The organism is Chryseobacterium limigenitum, from assembly GCF_900114875.1.
In the GTDB taxonomy this organism is placed as follows: domain Bacteria; phylum Bacteroidota; class Bacteroidia; order Flavobacteriales; family Weeksellaceae; genus Chryseobacterium; species Chryseobacterium limigenitum.
In genome coordinates this window covers 37,976-56,962 of the sequence record NZ_FPKW01000003.1, presented here as the reverse complement: position 1 = coordinate 56,962, position 18,987 = coordinate 37,976, and the positions used below count along the sequence as shown (strand labels likewise).

The window sequence follows — 18,987 nt, the reverse complement described above, 5'->3', positions numbered from 1 at the left end:
TTTTTCGGTTTATTCAAAACTTTAACATTCAAAAAACTATAAATCATTTAAAACATCAAGAATAATCTGGCACCCTTCCTTTATCTCTTCAAGAGAAAGCGTCAATGGCGGGGAGATTCTTAAATATTCATTTCTGTATAATTGCCAGAAAACAATTAACCCTTTACTCATGCATCTTTTTGCAACGTCCAAAGTATATTCTGGTGAGCTCAGATTTACGGCTAGCATCAGTCCTTTCCCGTTAATATTTTTAATTTTCGGATGCACTAAAAGTTCCCGGAATAATTTTTCTTTTTCTTCCACTTCATTCATTAAACCACTCTCTAAAACTTCTTTTAAAGTTGCATGACTTGCAGCTGCAATCAGCGGATTTCCCCCAAAAGTTGTGATATGGCCCAATTTAGGAGAGTGTGACAGTGATTCCATAATTTCTCTGGAACTCATGAAAGCGCCAACGGGAACTCCGCCTCCCATTCCTTTTCCCATCACCAGAATATCCGGAACGATGCCAAAATGTTCAAAGGAGAATAATTTTCCGGTTCTTCCAAATCCGGGCTGAATTTCATCTAAAATTAAAAGAGCTCCGACTTCTTCACATCTTTTTTTCAGTTTAATTAAATAATCCTCTTTTGGAACTAAAAAACCAGCTGCTCCCTGAATTGTTTCCAGCATTACACAAGCGGTCTTTTCTGTGATTTTACCGAAATCATTTTCATTATTAAATTCAATAAAAGAAATCATAGGCAATAACGGACGAAATTCTCTTTTGTGAGTTTCATTTCCTGAAACACTTAAAGCTCCGTGCGTATTTCCGTGGTAAGAATCTTTAAAGGAAACAATCTCCTCTCTTCCTGTATATCTTTTGGCCAGTTTTAAGCTTCCGTCGATGGCTTCGGCTCCACTGTTAACCAAATAAGTAATTTCTAAAGGATCCGGAGTAGCTTCGGCTAATAATTTACATAACGCAACAGGTTTTTCCTGAGCATATTCACCATAAACCATTACATGAAGATATTTATCCGCCTGTTCTTTGATTGCATTGACAATTTTAGGATGAGAATGTCCTAAAGTGTTGGCAGAAACTCCTGCCACGAAATCAAGGTATTTTTTTCCGTCCTTTCCAAAAATGTAGCTGCCTTCCGCCTTCTCAACTTCAAAACCTGCAGCAAATTTTGTCGTCTGCGCCTGATATGTAAAAAAATCTTTTTGTATTTCCATTGTAGTGAAAAATTTCAGCAAAGCTAAAGAACATTCGTTAAACACCGAAATTATCCTGATAGAATAATAGGTTCTTCTTATTCATTATTAGAGTTTGCGGATGTGTTATTAGGATTTCAGGATACGATAATAGGAACTTGGGATGTGTTATTAGGCTTTTCGGATTCAATAATAGAAGTTTCAGATACATTATTAGACTTTCAGGATGCGTTATTAGGAATTAAGGATGCGTTATTAGAGTTTCAGAATACAATAATAGGATTAGATGCTTCGACTTCGCTCAGCATGACATCGCTAATACTAAATGTCCTATTTTTAGCAACATTATTCTCAGCTTGACATTTCTAATATTATCCGTTTTATTATAACGTATGTTTTTAGCGATGTCATGCTGAGCGAAGTCGAAGCATCTGTGTAGTCATTATTTTTATTATGATTCTGTAAATTTCAGTTTTACGACTGCGTTGTAATATGGTTTTCCTGTTTCGCCTAATGATTTTAAATAAGCTTTAATATCTTTTACAAGCTGTATCACATTAATTGAATTTTTATATAAAATCTCATCTCTATTTTTACGAGCTGTAATCAATGCATTTCCTGCTACATTTACGGTATTGCTTAGGTTGGTTAAATTAGAATGAAAGGCTTTCAAGTGTGTGATCTGAATTTCAGCTTCATTGGGAGAATATTTGGCGTATGACTCTAGCTGGTCAGTAAAGGCACGTAAATTAGCAATGCGGTTGTCATAACTCATTTGTGAAGTTGAAATACTTTCTACCGTTGTAGTAACAGCACTTACTTTTTTAGCTTTTTGGTCACCGCGAATTTTTTTCGCCTGTGCAGCAATATTTTCTTTGTCTGTAACGGAAATATCTAATGATTTGGCATAGTTAAGTGCTTTTGTCATTAGCTTACCCAAGGGCTCGATTGCCGTTTCTCTGGCAGCAACAGCATTTTTGTAGACGGGTTGTTTTGCATTTAACTCTGTTATCACTGTTTGTAACGAATTACGAATAGGGTCTAGGTTTGAGAGTTTAATTTTTGAATTTGTAGGACTATATAAAGCTCCCATTTCTTCTAAGATCTGATAAACAGTATTGAAGTTTGCAATGTTTTTATTATGCCCCGTTTCGCTTGTACTTGCCATAATGTAAAGGTTTATAGGTTATTGAAACAAATATAATTAAAAACTAATGTATCAATATAATTGAAATAATTTAATTAGTAAACTTGGACAACTTCATGTCTTCTAGTCTTAGAATTTCATCTGAAATCTCAGTAAGATTTTCTAAATAATGACTAATAATTAAAACAATTTTATAGGGTTTTAATTTTTTTATTAAATCATAAATAAAGTCTCTATTCATTTTATCTAAAGAAGATGTTGGCTCATCGAGAATCAAAAACTGAGGATCATGATACAAAATTCTCATCCATCCTAATAGTTGCTTTTGTCCTCCTGACAAATTAATTCCTTCTTCCCCAACTAATGTCATGAGCCCATGAGGTAATGCATTAATAAATTTATCAAAACCTAATGCAACGATATTCTTTAACTGCAATTCATTAACTTGTTCATCCAATATAATATTATCAAGTATACTACCATTAAAAATCTGAATATTTTGAGGAACGATACCTATACATTTTCGCCAACTTTGAAAAGAAACTTCATTTAAGTTTACATCTTCATTAATTTTAATTTCTCCATTTTCCGGAATGTAGTTTTTTTGCAATATTTCAGAAAGGGTCGTTTTTCCGCTTCCACTTTCCCCTATCAAACAAGTTACTTTACCTTTTTTTAATGAAAATGTCATGTGATTAAAAAGTTTACTTCTTCCCTTAAATCGAAAATCAATCGCATTTATATGAATACTATCCAAAGAAAGAATATCAATTCCTGTAATGGGTTCTTTTTCTAATGAAGAATACTCAAACATTCTATCAAAAGCAACCTTTGCTTCCTGAATAGGTATAAATGCCAAAGCTAAATTTGTAATTGATGATAGCAAAGAACTTGAAATACCTAGTATTGCCATAAGCTCCCCTATCTTAATTTCGTTACTTAAAACATTATAAGAGGAAAAACTAAGAATACTTATAAGAAAAATCACAAGAAGTCCTCCCGAATATAATGTGATTTTTAAATTTAGTTTACCAAGCTCCGCTATTTTTGATTGAAAGTTTCCAAATGCATATTCATTTTTTTTTGAAAATATATTCTGTTTTGAAAATCCTTTTATAACATCAATACCTTGAATGCTATCTATATAGTTTGATTCATTAAAGCTGTAGGATTGCATAACATTTTTTTGTGAAGCAATAACTCTATTATTAAATCTAAAAATAATATAGAAAATAATCGGTGAAATGATAAGACACAGAAGAGCTAATTTCCAAGAATAATAGAAAAGAAAGCTTATAGCAATGAGAGCTCCTAAAACATCTACTATAGTATTTGTTATAAGAAGCTTTATTACGTTTTGGATACGTTGAGTATCATTAAGCCTTGCAACAAAATCTCCAGTTTTTCGGGTATCAAAAAACATCTTCGGAAGTCGAAGTAAAGAAGAGTAGAACTTTTCATTAATTCTTTCATTGAAAGTTTTACTCTGTTTAATAATATATATTTCTCGTAAGCCCTGAATCATTACCCTCGCAAGCAAAAGAAACCCCAGAAAGCCAATACTTAAAAATAATATTCCCAATTTTCTTTTGGGAAGTATGTCATCTATTAATTTCTGTAAAAAAACTGACATTGACATCCCTAAAAGTGTAAAAATTACCCCTAGAAAAATTATAGTATAAACAGATTCCTGATCTTCTTTGATAAGATTCCTGAACCATTGTTTTTTTTCTTTATTAGTATGCTGTATTTTTTTGAAACTTTGGTTTGGAGCTAGAGTAAGGCATGATTTTGACACCCATACTTTCTCTAATTCTTCTTTTGTCCAATATTCTATCCCTTTTGCAGGGTCTCCAATAACAAATTTAAAATCATTATAAAAATAACATATGACATAGTGCTCGTATTTATTCTCTAAAATAACATGCAATATTACAGGTTCCCCATGTTCTATTAAAGCCTGTATGTCTGCTTCACATCCCTCCGCATCAAAACCTATTTCATTAGCAGACTGATAAAGACCTAGTAAGGTAGTCCCTGTTTTGAAAGTCCCACTTTTTTCCCGTAAACTTTCTAAAGTAATATCTCCGCCATAATACCTTACCAAAGATTGAAGACATCCTACTCCACAATCGGTTTGGTCTTTTTGAAGGGAGAACGTCTTTTGAATTAACTTATTCTTTTTCATTAAAATCAGCTAAAATTTTTTCAATTTTTATGGCTCCTGTACTTCTGTGAATTAATTTATTTTCAGAATTATAGCCTAAAAAATAAGGCATCCCTTTCATAGCGAACTTTGTGTAGACTTTTGCCATTGGATCTTGGCACCAACTTATGTTTTCGGTATTTTCCAGTTTGTATTTTCGGGCAAAATCTGCTATCTCCTTCATAGAACTACTGCTAAACATAATCCAGTGGATATTTTTATGATTACTATTTATTTTAGAAAGAGCTTCCATTTCTGCCTGACAAAACTCGCAATCTGGGCTGAAATAGACTAATATCTTATTTCCTTCAGGCAAATTTTGGTTGGTAATTGTATTACCATGAATATCTTTTACGGAAAAAGTCGGGATATTTTGTAAAGCTTTTACTCTAGCTTTTTTATGCTGAAAATTATAGAATAGATACCCCATTAAACCTATTAACAAAACAGGAATAACAATAGCCAGTATTTTTAGGTTTTTATTTTTCATCAATATTGTGCATTAAGTATAAAGAAACAAACAACACCTACCCAAAAAAGCAAACCAATACCATAAGTAAGCGCTACCAAACCAAAAGATTTTACATAACTTATTTTTTCTTCCAAAAGTTCTCTTACACCCCAAGCCAAAAAGACCCAGTAAAATACCTCAAAGAGATTGACAAGCTGCAGCGGATAAGCCAGCCATTTTTCTGTAGACATATGCTCTTTTATATTGATTAATGACATGGGATAATACGTTTGTATATCTTCAAGTGTATAATCTGTATTGATCCAATGAAAGTTGATAAACTTGTAAAAGCCCGCAACGATAAAAATAGACTCTGCAATAAGGACCAAAAATACGAAATCGCCGAATTTTATCTTATCAATATGGGGAAGATCGAACAGTTTTAAAAAATTGAGACAAAAGGCAACCAATAATACTTTGATTCCGATGAGTAAAAGTGTTGCCACATAGCTTACCCACCACCATTTTTTTTGGCTTTCCATATAGTTTTGCACTACTGTACTTGGATAATCTTTCGTAAGAAAATCTATGATTTTTGAATCGGTAGAAATGTATGTTTTATCTAGATATGTAAGCAAGAGATAGCCTATTATTATGCTTACAAAAAATATAAAATTTTTCATAAAAAATACCTTTCATATGAGAAAGGTATAAAAATAAGATTTAGAATTATTTTTCTTTGAAATATTTTAAAATATTAGGTAAGAAACTAGATGTTCCAATACCCAATTCTTTTAATCTTGGAAATAAAAATCCTAATATTGGAGCAATTAAAAAAGCTAAAACCAAAAAAAATGGACTAACTGTTTTACTCTCTCCTTTAAAGAAAAAAAGACAAAACCCCACTATTAAAAAAACTCCAAAAACTATTAATTGATTTTTATATCTCATTATATTTCATTTTAATTTGCAATAATCGCACAAGCCGCCGACGCACCTACAAAAGCTCCTAAAATTCCGGCAGGTCCAGCACAACCAGCCGCACCCAATAGAAGCATTCCTTCCATGGAACCTAATCCACTTTCCATACATTGTCTAAAGCTTTTACCTCCTTGCAAATTCTCCATTTGCGAAACGTCTAATTTTTTCATCTTTTTTTAATTTAAAATGTTTGTAATTTATTTTTTGATTAAATACTTTTCTGCAGAAATTTTAATCCTGACAAATATATTAACAAAAACACATACTGCAATGCCCTGTTTTTAAGGCATTAATGCATCATATTTTGACACACCAAATAAAAAAATATATGAAATTAATAAATAGATTATTTTTTTTCTTGATATTAAATTAGACATAAATTATCATTAATATTTATTTCTAAAAATCTGATTTATTTTTTTTAATAAAAATCTCAATTTCTTTATAATAGTTATACAACTTTAACTAAAAATAGCATTTTTTAACAATTCTAATCTTTTAAAAGTGAAAGTGAAAAAATAAGCAAAGAACTAGAGGTAAGTCCCAATGAGTTTTTAAAAGGTAATGAGAGTTTTGTTCAAGTAAACCATGAGAATACTATTGAAACTCAAGCAAATGACAATAATACGGTTGGAAATGTAGTACAACATCAAACTATCAATTATAATCTTTCTGACAAACTGATAGAACAATATGAAACCCGAATATCAGAATATAAGGAAGAAATTGCCGTTTTAAAAGAAAGAATAAAAAATCTGGAAGCAGTGTTTTAATAGAATAAAAAAATCACCCTTAATAAAAAATTAAGGGCGATTCACCAAATCACAAAATATAATATATAATTTTCACTGTGTTTTATAAAACTTTTTCTACCGTTACAAAGCTGTTGCTGGTAACATTATAACTTGTAGTTCCTCCAATTTCAGAGATCGCTTCTAAAGTAATATACTGTCCCTGAACGGCATATACGGAGAAATCTAAGTTAATTTTCCTGTTTGTTCCATCATAATTTACAGTATTCTCCAGCAATTGGAATCTTTGGGCGTCGTTTATGTATAGTCCTGCTCCGAGCCTATTACTGAATGACCCTGCCGGACCTGTAAAATTTAAGTTCAAATTAATCCTATACAAACCTGTCTGTCTCACATATAACCTATTAATATTGGGAGCAGCTGTTGAAACATTTGTCTTAAGCCTTAATGGATCTGCCAAGAAATTGGGTTTATCGATTAAAGAATTAATGGGCAATAAAACAGATCCCGAAGTTGTAGAAACCGCATTGATCTGAAATCTTGAGATATTATCGGATTCCACTTCAAAAGCTTTGCTCCAAACCAAGCCGTCAAAAACCATCGCCTGTCCCGTACTTTTCACAAATAAAAGCATTCCGCGAAGTGCTTCTATTCTTACTGAAGGAGCATTGACACCGGTATAAGGAAGATCAACATCCGCATTTACCGCAGGAAGACCAAAACCTTTTATACCGCTGGCTTCACTCGTATTTGTCATATACATCATCACCAGATCGTTACCATTTGCGTTTGAGTCAGGGTTGGGAATATTCGTAAAATTAACCTGTGCACTGTAGCTATTTAATACAAATAAATACAAGCAGAATATATATTTTTTCATGACTAATAAGATTTGATTAAACGGGCAGCAATGTATGAGTTAATAGAATTCGTGTCTGTTCCGTAGGCAGCCAAAGCACCACCCGAAATTGCATTAGAGCTTATCTCGGGAACTACCCTCAGCTCTGCGCCCACGGGCAAAGAAATTGTCTGCGCAAAACTTGAAGTTTTATTCCCCTGTGTATCTATAACAAAAACGACGGAATAATTTGTTTTGGACACAACCGTTTCCCAGTCTGAAGCAGAGGTATATTTTACCTGTAATGTTAATTTAAACTCTGTAATTCCTGCCTGAAAGCCTAAACTTCCTCCTGTAAAACCAAGCGCCACACCTATATCATAGATTCCTGCTACTTTTATGGTTACTGTACTTGCGTTTTTTAATGTTAAATTATCTACAAGAACCTGACTCTTATTATCTGCAGCAAGATATCCCGGTGTACCACCCGCAAAACAAAATCCAATTCCGAAAGAAATACAAGGAATCGTTATTCCTGCCGATATTCCTAATCTCGAAATTTTAGGCTGAAAAATACCTTGTATCTGTCTGGAAGGATTCCATGAAAATCCGTCATATTTATAATACTGATCATCACTTTTGTTATAGATAAGTCCTCCTACAAGATTAGGATAATCATCAAATATATCTGTTGCTGCAGCATTATATTTCGGAAAAGAAGTATAAGTATTTGCATAAGGAAGTATCACTCCCCGAGTTCCATCCTGAATTTTCAATATGTTTTTCACACTACTTACATCACTTCCTATGACCACCTGGCCATAAGCGGAATATTGAAAAAACATTACGAGCATTATTAAAATTCTTTTCATCTTACTACATATTTATTTTTTCAACAATAATCTCTGATACAGCATTTCCGGTTTTACTCATGGCGAAAAACATATTGTCTCCGCCTAAAAGACCTGTACAAACACCTGTTCCAATATTTTGAGTCCCAGCAAGTGTTAATCTTAGTTTATCTCCGGCATTAAAAACACCAACATACGTGAATGCCAAAGACTGTCCCACATCAATTGACCCCGGAGCCAAAGTACTTACCGCCAATGCTCCAGCCGTCGAACTGCTTGCTGTATTATTAATGGGTCTCCAAGTGGCATCTGATGATGTACTAAGTTCTAAATTCAACTTCGATTGCAGATTAATAACAACACCTATACAAAGGGGTGTACTTATATCAATAGCACCACTTTTAAAGGAAATTTTATAGAGCCCTTTTGTATTAATATTAATAACATTGCTAGTTGCAGAAGCCAATGAAACATCGGAAGGAATATCATCGAAACTTGGACTGGCATTCGTAAAATTAACATTTTGCGAGGTACAGGTCCTAACAGTAAGGCCACACGCAAATCCACAAGTTCCGCAAGTTGAAGTTACAGTTCCTGTCCTGATAAAACGAGCCATTCTGTTATTCTTCATTGTTGAAACAATTTGGTCTGAGATCTTCCAGGTTGTACCATCATTTTGAACAATACTTCCCGTTTCTCTATTGAAAATTACAGATGCCTGTGTTCCGTTTCCCGTTGTACCTGCTGCGGAAACGGGAAGCAATGATGTTAAATTAGTTCGGGGTAAACGAGCAGCATAATTATCCTGCTTTACATGCAATTGTACTCTGGAATCGGGATTAAAAGAAGGATCTTTAGAAATCCCAACTTGCGCGTTATTTTTAAGACTATAAATCAAAAAAATAAAAAGAATAATTTTAGTTTTCATTAGTTTTTTATAAAATGTCATATTGACGTAATAAATATATGAAATAATATCAATTACAATGAAAATAATTCAACATATCATGTTAAATAATGAAAACAATTTACCTCATTATAAAGTGAAATATTAAATTATCAATGAAAAGCCAATAACAGTAAATATTTTACATTCACCATTTATAGAATAATGTTTAGAAAAAATAAGAAAATAAAAATTGAAAATAAGAAGATTTAGCAGCAATTTTAACAGTCTAATACAAAAATAAGTCACCATTTACTATATGAAAATGGTGACTTATTTAATTTTAACAAAGAGTTTATATCAATTATAAAACTCTGTCTGTACTTTATTATTTATTTTCGGATTCGTTTAGGCTTTTTTGCTTCTTCTTTTGCCTTTTCTTTATCTATTGCTTCCTGAGCTTTATCATAAAGAGAACTTTCGGTCTCGTACTTCGTTTCCTCGTTATTTGGTGTGTCTACCAATATGTCCTGCCATTTATTAATACGGTCTTTTGTATTCCAGTTAAAATCCGGGAATTTCCGTTTAGACGGCTCAATTTTACTCATTGGATAGGTATCGGAAGTGGCTCCAATATTACAGGAAACAATCTGCATCACTTTCTCTTCAAATATCGCGTCAATAATTCCGCAAGAAGTAAGAGAAATACCTATTCTTTCAGGTTTTTTAGTGGTCTGATCTACATCATCTGCATAACTTATGGCCTGTGCATTCCCTATTACCGTAGCTTCTTTGATATCATTATTCTGATAATGAACCGTCATGAATCTACCTTTAACCTGGTTAAATTCATCTTTAAAATTCAATGAATCAACCTTGCTGATTGCAAATGCATTTCCGATAACTTTTAAAGAATCTATATTTTCATTTTCAGTATTGAAATAGGCCTCAATTTTATCTCCGGTTACCTGTTTTATTCCGCTCCACAGAATTGGCTTGGTATACATGTGCATAATTCCGTCAGTTTCATTGAAAGCAAGAGAATCTGCCCTCCCCTGTGCATTAGATTTATAAAACCTTCCTTTTCTGAAAGCTCGCAAGAAACTTTTTTTCTTTTTAATATCCGCAGAATCCGGTCTTTGGAAAGAAATGATCTTTTCTGCTGCAAAATACATCGAATCTTTCTCAAAAGCTTTTACTGCGTAAGGGTTTTTAGTCATCATCGCAGAATCTTTCTTTTCAAAAATTTCTCCGTAACCGCCTTTTATCCATCTCCTTTCTTTGGGATCGTCTAAGGTTACATTTCCGGTTGCTTTTCCAAAACCTGTCAGCTGATTGAAGTACATATCGTCACCAGTCAGAATCTTATCGTTATAAAAAATCTTAGAATTTTTATTGAGAAAAGCTTCTTTTGTGTTCATTCTGTAAGTCCCTCTTTCGGTATACACACGGTTTTTAGGATTCTTACGGTTGGTGATAGTTGTAGGCCCAAAGAATTCGGCAACTTTAGTATTCTGATTTTGCTTGATATTGTCACCATCTATAATGTAGTCGGGACTGTCAATTTTTACATTACCAACAAAATCTATCAGTTTTGTATCCAGAAAATAGGTTGCTGACTTTGTGTACATTGTATTCTGAGCATCAGAAATTGTACCTCCCGTATTAAAATAAGCCTGATTGGCAAGCTTATCATAATATAGAGTTTCAGTTTTAATTGTCTGTTTCGGATCCGTAAGAACTACATTTTTTCTGGCAACCCCTTTTTGAGTGTTTCCATCATACTCCATTTCGCCTGCAGTAATTACAGAACCGTCCGGATTTTGAAGTCTTGCGTTACCTATAGCTTTTACAAAATTTTCTTCTTCATATAAAATCACTTCATCAGCAGTAAGAATAGAACCCTGATGCTCTAATTTTACATTACCCTTCATGTAACGGTTACCCTCATACTTTTCAGTATCTTTGATAATTTCATCAGCATTGATGATTTTTACCTTATCTTGAGGCTTTGCCTGCTGAATCTGTTGCGGATTTTTAATCGGATTTTGTAAATACGGATCTCTTTGCGCAGGTTTTTGTTTGTCTTGCGCAAAAGTAATCGTTGAAATAAAAACTAACAGGAAAAAAATCAGTCTCATTGATTAATCATTCTTGGTGCCATAAAAATATAGCGAATGAGAATCAATTTTTACGCCAAATGCTCCTTCAATTGCTTCTTTGATACCTTGAATCCTTGGATCACAAAACTCTATGATCTCTTCAATTTCCTTGTCTGAGTCTTTTTTGTAGATCACCAAATGGTCATGCTGCTTGTCAAAATAAGACTTTTCATAAGACGAAGACGTCAATGTTTTTTCTCCAAACTGGTGTTTACGGATCAATCCTGCATCAAGGAAAATCTCAATTGTATTGTAAATTGTGGCTTTAGAAACATGATATTTCTTCTGCATCATGAGAAGATACAGATCATCCACATTGAAGTGATGATCCATATTATAAATCTCTTCTAATATTGTATATCGTTCAGGTGTATTTCTGAAACCCTTTTCTAATAAGTAGTTTCTTAAAACATCTTTTATTAAAGCAATATTTTTTTCTTTCTGTAAAGTATCCATTAAAAAAATTATCTACAAATTTATCGATTTTTATTTAAATAAATATCAGACTATTCTGTTAAAGGATCTTAACTGTTATGTCTTAAAAATTCAGCCTGCTCAATTTTATTGTCATAAACTGTTAATTCCGTAATCGGAGCAGACTCTACAACCACGTTGTGAGAGGTAACACCCCAGGATTTGAAATCATCACTCCCAATATATTTCACAAAGTTGTAAATATTAAGCGTAATTTTCTGCTTAACCGTTAAAAGTATATCGTTGATATAGGTGTTGTCTATTACTACATATTTCAGGTCCGGCGGAATATTATGAGCCCTCAGAGAAGGATGGCTGCTTTTTGAAGGAATCGTTCCGTCTGCCATCAGATCTTTTAAAACCATACTGAAATAATCATTAATCCTTCTATCCACCTTAAATCCTAAAAGGAAGTTGATTTTATAAACCGTTCCTGGTAAAATTTCATCAACCGTATATTTAAATGTAAATGGATCTTCCTGATTTACAATACTTAAAATAAAATAATGATCGGCTCTTTTCGGTTGCTTTTTGATGATAGAATAGATGATTTTTGATTCCACCTCATCATTTCTTTTTGCTCGGCTTAGATAAGCAAGGTTGGTAGCATATTTAGGGATCGTTTCATCCAATTTCATATCCTTAATAATTGAAACGTAGCTATCTATTTTTACGAAATTGATGAATTTAGTCTTAATTAATCTTCCGTTATACCAAGCATACATACAAATTCCGATGAATCCGGCTAAGATAACGGTAATCCAACCTCCTTCGAAGAATTTGATGATGTTGGCACTAAAGAATCCTAATTCGATAGATAAATAGACTAAAGCGAAAAATAGAATTAACAATTTATTTATTCTATGTTTCAGCAACCAGAAAATTAATAATATGGTTGTCATTAGCATCGTTACCGTAATGGAAAGACCATAAGCCGCTTCCATTTTGCCCGATTCTCTAAAGTGAAGAACCACAATGACACACAAAATAAGAAGTCCCCAATTGATTCTTGGAATATACATTTGTCCTTTAACTCCGGACGGATAATCAATTTTTTGATTAGGCCATAAATTAAGAGACATCGCTTCAGAAAAGATCGTAAAAGAACCCGTAATTAATGCCTGACTTGCAATAATTGCTGCAGCCGTTGCTAAAATTACTCCCGGAACGATCATCCATTCCTCCATAATTCCAAAAAATGGATTGATTACTGAGAAACCTGGTTTTCCATAATTAGTTAACAACCAAGCGCCTTGCCCAAGGTAGTTTAAAATAAGCATGATTTTAACAAAAGCCCAGCTTACTCTGATATTTTTAGCACCACAATGTCCTAAATCAGAATAAAGTGCTTCCGCCCCTGTTGTACAAAGGAAAACAGCTCCAAGAATAACAATTGCGCTCGGAGAATTGGCAATAAGCTTATAAGCATAATATGGATTGAATGATCTTAAAATCTCAAAATTTTCAGTTAAATGCATTACTCCTAAACCTCCCAATACCAGGAACCAAACAACCATTACGGGGCCAAAAAACTTCCCGATAAAGCTTGTTCCAAATTGCTGTACTACGAAGATTAAAATAAGAATACCAATGGTAATCGTAACAACGGGTGTATGAGGATTATAAATTTCAAGACCTTCAATAGCCGACATTACGGTAAGTGACGGTGTTATCACTCCATCAGCAACCAATGCGGCAGCCCCAACAATTGCTACGAGATACAGCCAGCCTTTTTTAAGGTTTTTAACTAATGAAAACAATGCTAAAATCCCTCCTTCACCTTTATTATCTGCCCTCAAGGCAATGACAACATACTTTACGGTCGTCTGAAGAGTAAGGGTCCAGATGATACAAGAAAGCGCTCCTTCTATGTATTCATTGAAAGGCATAGTGCTACCTGCACCTCTTGCATTCACAATTGCTTTCATTACGTAAAGCGGTGATGTTCCAATATCTCCGAAAACAATTCCTAAAGAAACTAGAACTCCAAAAAAAGAAAGTTTTTTAATGTCAAAATGATGACCACCTTCTGTAACTTCTGCCATATCAACTTATATATTTTAAGTGCGCAAATTTATACTAAATTTATGATCTTGAGCACATTTCTTCATGCATAGAATAAATGAAAAAGCTCCCTTTCGGAAGCTTTTTTCTATTATATCTATTTAACGTACATCGCATTTTTGATCTCCTCTTTCACTTTTTCAAGCTTAGGGAACCATTCTGCAAATAATGCAGCTGAGTATGGAGCAGGCGCATCAGGAGTAGTAATTCTCTTGATTGGAGCATCCAAATAATCAAATGCTTTCTGCTGTACCATATAGGTAATCTCAGAAGAAATAGACGCAAATGGCCAGGCTTCTTCTAAAATAACTAATCTATTTGTTTTCTTTACAGATTCTAAAACAGTATCAAAATCTAAAGGACGAACTGTTCTAAGGTCAATAACCTCAACAGAGATTCCTTCTTTAGCCATATCTTCAGCAGCCTGAATAGCCAGCTTCATAATTTTCCCGAAAGAAACTAAAGTAACATCTGTACCTTCTCTCTTGATATCTGCTTTTCCGATTGGTAAATAGTACTCTTCTTCTGGAATTTCCATTTTATCACCATACATCTGCTCAGATTCCATGAAGATCACAGGATCATTATCCTGAATAGCTGTTTTCAACAATCCTTTCGCATCGTAAGGGTTTGAAGGAACTACTACTTTAAGACCAGGTACGTTTGCGAACCAGTTTTCGAAAGCCTGAGAGTGAGTTGCACCCAACTGACCTGCCGAAGCCGTAGGGCCTCTGAAAACGATCGGACAGTTCCACTGGCCACCACTCATCTGACGGATCTTAGCCGCATTATTGATAATCTGATCAATACCTACCAATGAGAAATTGAACGTCATATACTCAACAATTGGTCTGTTCCCGTTCATTGCAGCACCTACAGCAATCCCTGTAAAACCAAGCTCAGCGATTGGTGTATCGATTACTCTCTTAGGACCAAATTCATCCAACATTCCTTTTGAAGCCTTATACGCACCATTATATTCTGCAACTTCCTCCCCCATTAAAAAGATGGATTCGTCTTTACGCATTTCCTCGCTCATTGCTTGCGCAATTACCTCACGAAAAGTATATTCTGCCATATTTATTTGAAAAATTTAGACTACAAAAATAGTGTTTTTTTATTATTAACATAACAAAAACGACATAGCATTGAACGAAATATCGCTTTATTAATTTTATTTCAACCTAGTTTTCTTCTATTTTACTTAATTCTTTATAATTTTTTTTAAGGTTAAAAAGTATTTTGCCGTAGGTCTTTTTATAAATTATATACAATAAATATATCGCAATAATTAAAACCACTCCAAAAACTATGTAATTTCCAAGTCCAGGAGTCATCTGTTCAGAATTCGTAGTATGAGGGCTATTATGATTATATCCATCATTAAGTCCAGCCATGAAATCTTTAGTATTATGTTTAAAATCAATAATATTCATTAAAATAATCAAAAGGAAAGAAATTCCGGCATATCCAAAAACTACTTTTCTGATATTTAAAATACTTTTCATTAAGAATATTGAGCTTTCCTGCGTTTTCATTTTAAAATAAAAATAAATAATCAATGCAAAAAACACGGCAAATAATGCCATTCTGAAGGCAGGAAGTTGTCCATCAATGTATCCATAAACTGCCCAGAGGACAATTTCTATTAAGCCTATCAAACATAAAATTCTGGTGACTGAAACAGATTTTTGCTTTATCATGGTATAAATTTCTTTTTCTGAATAGTTTTTAAATTCAGTGGAATCTTTATTCCAGTCTTTTTTTAAAAGTTCTAATTCTTCCATCTTATTGTGTGTTTATTTTTAATTTTAAATTATTTTTAGCTCTATTCATTTTCACTCTGGCATTTCCTTCTGTAATTCCGAGAATCTCGCTAATTTCCCTGTAAGATTTGTCTTCCAGATACATCATAATCAAAGCTTTTTCAATATCAGAAAGCTCATAAATCGCTTTGTACATCTTTTTCAACTTGTGTTCGTCATCTTCATAGATTTCATATTCTATTTTTAATGATGAAATATCTACTTCAGCATGTTGCAGGTCTCTTTTCTTAGGCTTTTTAAATAATGTAATTGCCGTATTCAATGCTACGCGATACATCCATGTAGAAAATTTGGCATCACCTTTAAAACCCGGAAAAGATTTCCAAAGCTGAATCGTGATTTCCTGAAAAAGATCTTCATGATCTTGCTCATTATTTGTATATATCCTGCATATTTTATGTACAATCCTTTGATTTTCTTTCAAAAACTGTATAAATGTTCTTTCCAAATTTGTGCTCATATACTATAAGTGTGCAGTTTATTTTTTCGTTACAGATTTTTTCAAAAACAAAAACGACATCTCATTTAATGAAATGCCGTTATAAATTCTATTGTAAACTTGATTAGTTAACTTTCTGCCAAGTCTGCGTTCTACCCATTAAAGAGATTCCTATATATCCTCTCACATTTAATTGGTCTCCTTTTCGTGTAATTGTACACTTATAAGTTTTACCCGTTTTTGGATCTGTGATCGTCCCTCCTGAGAATTCATCACCGTCTTTTTTCAAACCTCTGATGATTTCCATTCCCAAAATTGGCTTGTTTTTTCTATCATCTTTACAGTCTACACAATTAGGATTTGCCGGTTTTATCAACAATTGAGAAACCTTTCCGTAATATTGATCTCCTTTTTTATAGATCTCAACAATAGATTTCGCTTGTTTGGTTTCATCGTCTACTGTTTTCCATTTACCCTCAATTTGTGCAAAAGATAATACACCAAATAAAGAAAATGCCAATGTTAATAATAATTTTTTCATATTTCTTACCGTTTTAATTCAAATAAAATATTTCTGTTATCTATTTATTGCTAAAAATATAAATTAATTTTAAACAAACAAAAACTTTTATTATCCTTGGCATATATAACAATAGATGTACCAATTTTCAGAATTAAACACGGGTTAAACGCCTAATACAGTTTTCTGTTAATGACTCTATCCATATAATCCTGATACCAAGCTTTGGCGATCTCCTGCCCTTTTTGTACTTCCGGATTACTTTTTAATTGATCCATAAGATTTTTTTCTAATCCTAAATCTGATTTATCAAAGATTCCTACTACATTTTTGCCATCAAAACGGTAAATATAATTCCCGATAATGAACTGCTCTACCCCTCCGTCTGAGTTTGCAATGATGGCCGGATATTTTCTATCGCTTACCAAACTTCTCCCCCAGCTTCTGATTCTTTTATTATAACCGATAAGATCAGCTAAAGTTGGGTAAATATCGATCTGTTGAGCTTCTTCAAGATTTACACCTTTTAAATTATATTCCGGATTTGGAGAATATAAAATAATAGGAACTGCGAAACGGTTCATTGCTTTTTGATATTCCGGATAATAAATTTCGTTGGTGTGATCTCCTGTGAAAACAAAAATAGTATTGTTGTACCAAGGTTGTTTTTTAGCCGTTTCAAAATATTTCTTAATTGAATAATCAGTGTACTGCATCGGCTCATGCATCTGATTGGTACCTTTTTTAAATTTACCGTTATATTTTTCAGGAATTTTGAACGGATGATGAGAAGAAGCCGTGAAAACTGTCGCCATAAAAGGCTGTTTTTTTCCTACATTTTTAGCAAAATACTGTAAAAATGGTTCATCCCAGATCGCCCACATTCCGTCGAAATCTTCATCATGATTGTATTCCGTTTTTCCAAAATAATGTTTAAACCCAAGAATATTTCCAAAACCTAAAAAGCCCATTGATCCATTCGGAGCGCCGTGATAGAAAGAAGTATCGTAACCCAGATCATTACAAACTGAAACAATCGACTGTATTTTCTGATTTGAATAAGGTGAGCTCGTAAAAGCGTCCGTCAAACTCGGAATCCCTGCCAAAACACTGCTCATTCCGTGAATAGACTGTCTTCCGTTCGCAAAAGTATTCGGAAAAATCAAACTTTGACCTGCCAGACTATCAAGAAACGGTGTGTAAGAAACGTAATCTTTTATCTTCGTATTTTGATTAAAAGCTCCGGAATATTCTCTGCTAAAAGATTCAACAATAAAAATGACAATGTTAGGCTTGTTAGCAACTTTCCTATCATAAATTTTATAAGGCTGAATATTTTCATTAATAAATTTTTCATCTACAAAATGAACTTCCTTAAAACTATTCGTATTTAATGTTCTAAAAAATGAAAAAGTACTGTTCAAAACAAGATTTCCCTGTGACGGAATTTTCACAAAACGGTTTGCATCCACCAAATTGATCGGTCTTGTACTGTGTTTGAAATCTCCACGAATTCCTCCAACGCACAAAACTGCCGTTAAACAAAGCGTAACAACGGATAAAATAAAGTAAGGAATCAATTTTACAGGTTTACTTTCTTCAATTTTCACTTTTTTGTAAAGGAAAATCCAAAGCCACATCAAAACAACAAACCATATTAAGATAAAAGGATTTTGAACGATTGAAGCCGTAAAAACTTTTAAAATATTGGATTCGTGCTGTGCCACCTGAAAAGCCGCCGAAGTTAATCTTGTCTGCGCAAATTTAAAGTAAACAAAATCACCAAAATTCATGGCATAGGCAATTCCGTTGGTAATAAAATACAGCCAGAAAAGCACTTTTTGATAGACTTTCTTGGTATTGATAACAATCGGAACCAAACTTAACAGAATAAACAGCGCATTTACATACAGAATCGCCGTTGTATCAAACGCAATCCCATGAAATGCCAGACCGAAATAATCTGAAACAGAATCAACTTTTATCAGTTCTTTATTGAAATACCAAAATAAAAATCTTGCAATCTGATAAAAAAAGTATGCTAAAAAAATCCGGTATAAAAGTACCAGAACTTCCTGTTTTCTAAATTCTTTAAAAAATTTCATCCGGCAAATTTACCAAATTAATGTAACAATTTAACAATCTACCACTGCAACAATTACTAGTACATTGTTAAATTGTTACATTGTTAAA

The 18,987-nt window shown here is 33.1% G+C and carries 18 protein-coding genes; all 18 read right to left on the bottom strand.

Features of this window, described 5'->3' with window-relative positions:
• Positions 1-36: 36 nt before the first annotated feature.
• Positions 37-1,218, bottom strand: coding sequence for an aspartate aminotransferase family protein (locus BT156_RS05175; RefSeq protein WP_394332854.1), 1,182 nt, complete (start codon positions 1,216-1,218; stop codon positions 37-39).
• Between the two features lie 430 nt (positions 1,219-1,648).
• Positions 1,649-2,365, bottom strand: coding sequence for a hypothetical protein (locus tag BT156_RS05165; RefSeq protein WP_072407867.1), 717 nt, complete (start codon positions 2,363-2,365; stop codon positions 1,649-1,651).
• 70 nt (positions 2,366-2,435) lie between these two features.
• Positions 2,436-4,532, bottom strand: a complete 2,097-nt coding sequence (locus BT156_RS05160; protein WP_072407865.1) for a peptidase domain-containing ABC transporter — start codon at positions 4,530-4,532, stop codon at positions 2,436-2,438.
• Complete coding sequence (locus BT156_RS05155; RefSeq protein WP_072407864.1) at positions 4,519-5,040, bottom strand: peroxiredoxin family protein; 522 nt, start codon at positions 5,038-5,040, stop codon at positions 4,519-4,521. Before BT156_RS05155 ends, BT156_RS05160 begins: the two co-directional genes overlap by 14 nt.
• Positions 5,040-5,684: a hypothetical protein gene (locus BT156_RS05150; RefSeq protein WP_072407862.1), complete on the bottom strand. Its 645-nt coding sequence runs from the start codon at positions 5,682-5,684 to the stop codon at positions 5,040-5,042. Before BT156_RS05150 ends, BT156_RS05155 begins: the two co-directional genes overlap by 1 nt.
• A 46-nt stretch (positions 5,685-5,730) precedes the next feature.
• Positions 5,731-5,952, bottom strand: coding sequence for a hypothetical protein (locus BT156_RS21860; protein WP_139255412.1), 222 nt, complete (start codon positions 5,950-5,952; stop codon positions 5,731-5,733).
• Positions 5,953-5,963: 11 nt separating this feature from the next.
• Complete coding sequence (locus BT156_RS22020; protein WP_170857270.1) at positions 5,964-6,128, bottom strand: hypothetical protein; 165 nt, start codon at positions 6,126-6,128, stop codon at positions 5,964-5,966.
• A 709-nt stretch (positions 6,129-6,837) separates the two neighbouring features.
• On the bottom strand, positions 6,838-7,614 hold the full coding sequence (locus tag BT156_RS05135; protein WP_072407856.1) for a hypothetical protein: 777 nt from the start codon (positions 7,612-7,614) through the stop codon (positions 6,838-6,840).
• A gap of 2 nt (positions 7,615-7,616) precedes the next feature.
• Positions 7,617-8,444 (bottom strand): hypothetical protein, encoded by an 828-nt coding sequence (locus BT156_RS05130; protein WP_072407854.1) that lies wholly within the window; start codon positions 8,442-8,444, stop codon positions 7,617-7,619.
• A gap of 4 nt (positions 8,445-8,448) precedes the next feature.
• A complete protein-coding gene (locus tag BT156_RS05125; RefSeq protein WP_139255411.1) occupies positions 8,449-9,351 on the bottom strand; it encodes a hypothetical protein in 903 nt (300 codons plus the stop codon).
• Between the two features lie 350 nt (positions 9,352-9,701).
• The gene (locus BT156_RS05120; RefSeq protein ID WP_072407850.1) at positions 9,702-11,450 is read right to left on the bottom strand and encodes an OstA-like protein; all 1,749 of its coding nucleotides are present in this window, start codon (positions 11,448-11,450) and stop codon (positions 9,702-9,704) included.
• Positions 11,451-11,453: 3 nt separating this feature from the next.
• Positions 11,454-11,927 carry a Fur family transcriptional regulator gene (locus tag BT156_RS05115; protein ID WP_047399628.1) on the bottom strand — a complete coding sequence of 158 codons (474 nt, stop codon included), beginning with the start codon at positions 11,925-11,927 and terminating at the stop codon, positions 11,454-11,456.
• 68 nt (positions 11,928-11,995) lie between these two features.
• A complete protein-coding gene (locus BT156_RS05110; protein WP_072407848.1) occupies positions 11,996-13,990 on the bottom strand; it encodes a KUP/HAK/KT family potassium transporter in 1,995 nt (664 codons plus the stop codon).
• Positions 13,991-14,106: 116 nt separating this feature from the next.
• Positions 14,107-15,087, bottom strand: coding sequence for a pyruvate dehydrogenase complex E1 component subunit beta (locus BT156_RS05105; protein WP_072407846.1), 981 nt, complete (start codon positions 15,085-15,087; stop codon positions 14,107-14,109).
• A 106-nt stretch (positions 15,088-15,193) separates the two neighbouring features.
• Positions 15,194-15,796 carry a hypothetical protein gene (locus tag BT156_RS05100; RefSeq protein WP_072407844.1) on the bottom strand — a complete coding sequence of 201 codons (603 nt, stop codon included), beginning with the start codon at positions 15,794-15,796 and terminating at the stop codon, positions 15,194-15,196.
• A gap of 1 nt (position 15,797) precedes the next feature.
• On the bottom strand, positions 15,798-16,295 hold the full coding sequence (locus tag BT156_RS05095) for an RNA polymerase sigma factor (protein WP_072407842.1): 498 nt from the start codon (positions 16,293-16,295) through the stop codon (positions 15,798-15,800).
• Positions 16,296-16,398: 103 nt separating this feature from the next.
• Positions 16,399-16,815, bottom strand: a complete 417-nt coding sequence (locus BT156_RS05090; protein ID WP_072407840.1) for a DUF2147 domain-containing protein — start codon at positions 16,813-16,815, stop codon at positions 16,399-16,401.
• Between the two features lie 152 nt (positions 16,816-16,967).
• Positions 16,968-18,899: an LTA synthase family protein gene (locus BT156_RS05085; RefSeq protein ID WP_072407839.1), complete on the bottom strand. Its 1,932-nt coding sequence runs from the start codon at positions 18,897-18,899 to the stop codon at positions 16,968-16,970.
• Positions 18,900-18,987: the final 88 nt, after the last annotated feature.

What these genes read in the sequence shown, in the direction of transcription:
- BT156_RS05175 (WP_394332854.1), bottom strand. Translation starts at nt 1,218, where the DNA reads ATGGAAATACAAAAAGATTTTTTTACATATCAGGCGCAGACGACAAAA.
- BT156_RS05165 (WP_072407867.1), bottom strand. Translation starts at nt 2,365, where the DNA reads ATGGCAAGTACAAGCGAAACGGGGCATAATAAAAACATTGCAAACTTC.
- BT156_RS05160 (WP_072407865.1), bottom strand. Translation starts at nt 4,532, where the DNA reads ATGAAAAAGAATAAGTTAATTCAAAAGACGTTCTCCCTTCAAAAAGAC.
- BT156_RS05155 (WP_072407864.1), bottom strand. Translation starts at nt 5,040, where the DNA reads ATGAAAAATAAAAACCTAAAAATACTGGCTATTGTTATTCCTGTTTTG.
- BT156_RS05150 (WP_072407862.1), bottom strand. Translation starts at nt 5,684, where the DNA reads ATGAAAAATTTTATATTTTTTGTAAGCATAATAATAGGCTATCTCTTG.
- BT156_RS21860 (WP_139255412.1), bottom strand. Translation starts at nt 5,952, where the DNA reads ATGAGATATAAAAATCAATTAATAGTTTTTGGAGTTTTTTTAATAGTG.
- BT156_RS22020 (WP_170857270.1), bottom strand. Translation starts at nt 6,128, where the DNA reads ATGGAGAATTTGCAAGGAGGTAAAAGCTTTAGACAATGTATGGAAAGT.
- BT156_RS05135 (WP_072407856.1), bottom strand. Translation starts at nt 7,614, where the DNA reads ATGAAAAAATATATATTCTGCTTGTATTTATTTGTATTAAATAGCTAC.
- BT156_RS05130 (WP_072407854.1), bottom strand. Translation starts at nt 8,444, where the DNA reads ATGAAAAGAATTTTAATAATGCTCGTAATGTTTTTTCAATATTCCGCT.
- BT156_RS05125 (WP_139255411.1), bottom strand. Translation starts at nt 9,351, where the DNA reads ATGAAAACTAAAATTATTCTTTTTATTTTTTTGATTTATAGTCTTAAA.
- BT156_RS05120 (WP_072407850.1), bottom strand. Translation starts at nt 11,450, where the DNA reads ATGAGACTGATTTTTTTCCTGTTAGTTTTTATTTCAACGATTACTTTT.
- BT156_RS05115 (WP_047399628.1), bottom strand. Translation starts at nt 11,927, where the DNA reads ATGGATACTTTACAGAAAGAAAAAAATATTGCTTTAATAAAAGATGTT.
- BT156_RS05110 (WP_072407848.1), bottom strand. Translation starts at nt 13,990, where the DNA reads ATGGCAGAAGTTACAGAAGGTGGTCATCATTTTGACATTAAAAAACTT.
- BT156_RS05105 (WP_072407846.1), bottom strand. Translation starts at nt 15,087, where the DNA reads ATGGCAGAATATACTTTTCGTGAGGTAATTGCGCAAGCAATGAGCGAG.
- BT156_RS05100 (WP_072407844.1), bottom strand. Translation starts at nt 15,796, where the DNA reads ATGGAAGAATTAGAACTTTTAAAAAAAGACTGGAATAAAGATTCCACT.
- BT156_RS05095 (WP_072407842.1), bottom strand. Translation starts at nt 16,295, where the DNA reads ATGAGCACAAATTTGGAAAGAACATTTATACAGTTTTTGAAAGAAAAT.
- BT156_RS05090 (WP_072407840.1), bottom strand. Translation starts at nt 16,815, where the DNA reads ATGAAAAAATTATTATTAACATTGGCATTTTCTTTATTTGGTGTATTA.
- BT156_RS05085 (WP_072407839.1), bottom strand. Translation starts at nt 18,899, where the DNA reads ATGAAATTTTTTAAAGAATTTAGAAAACAGGAAGTTCTGGTACTTTTA.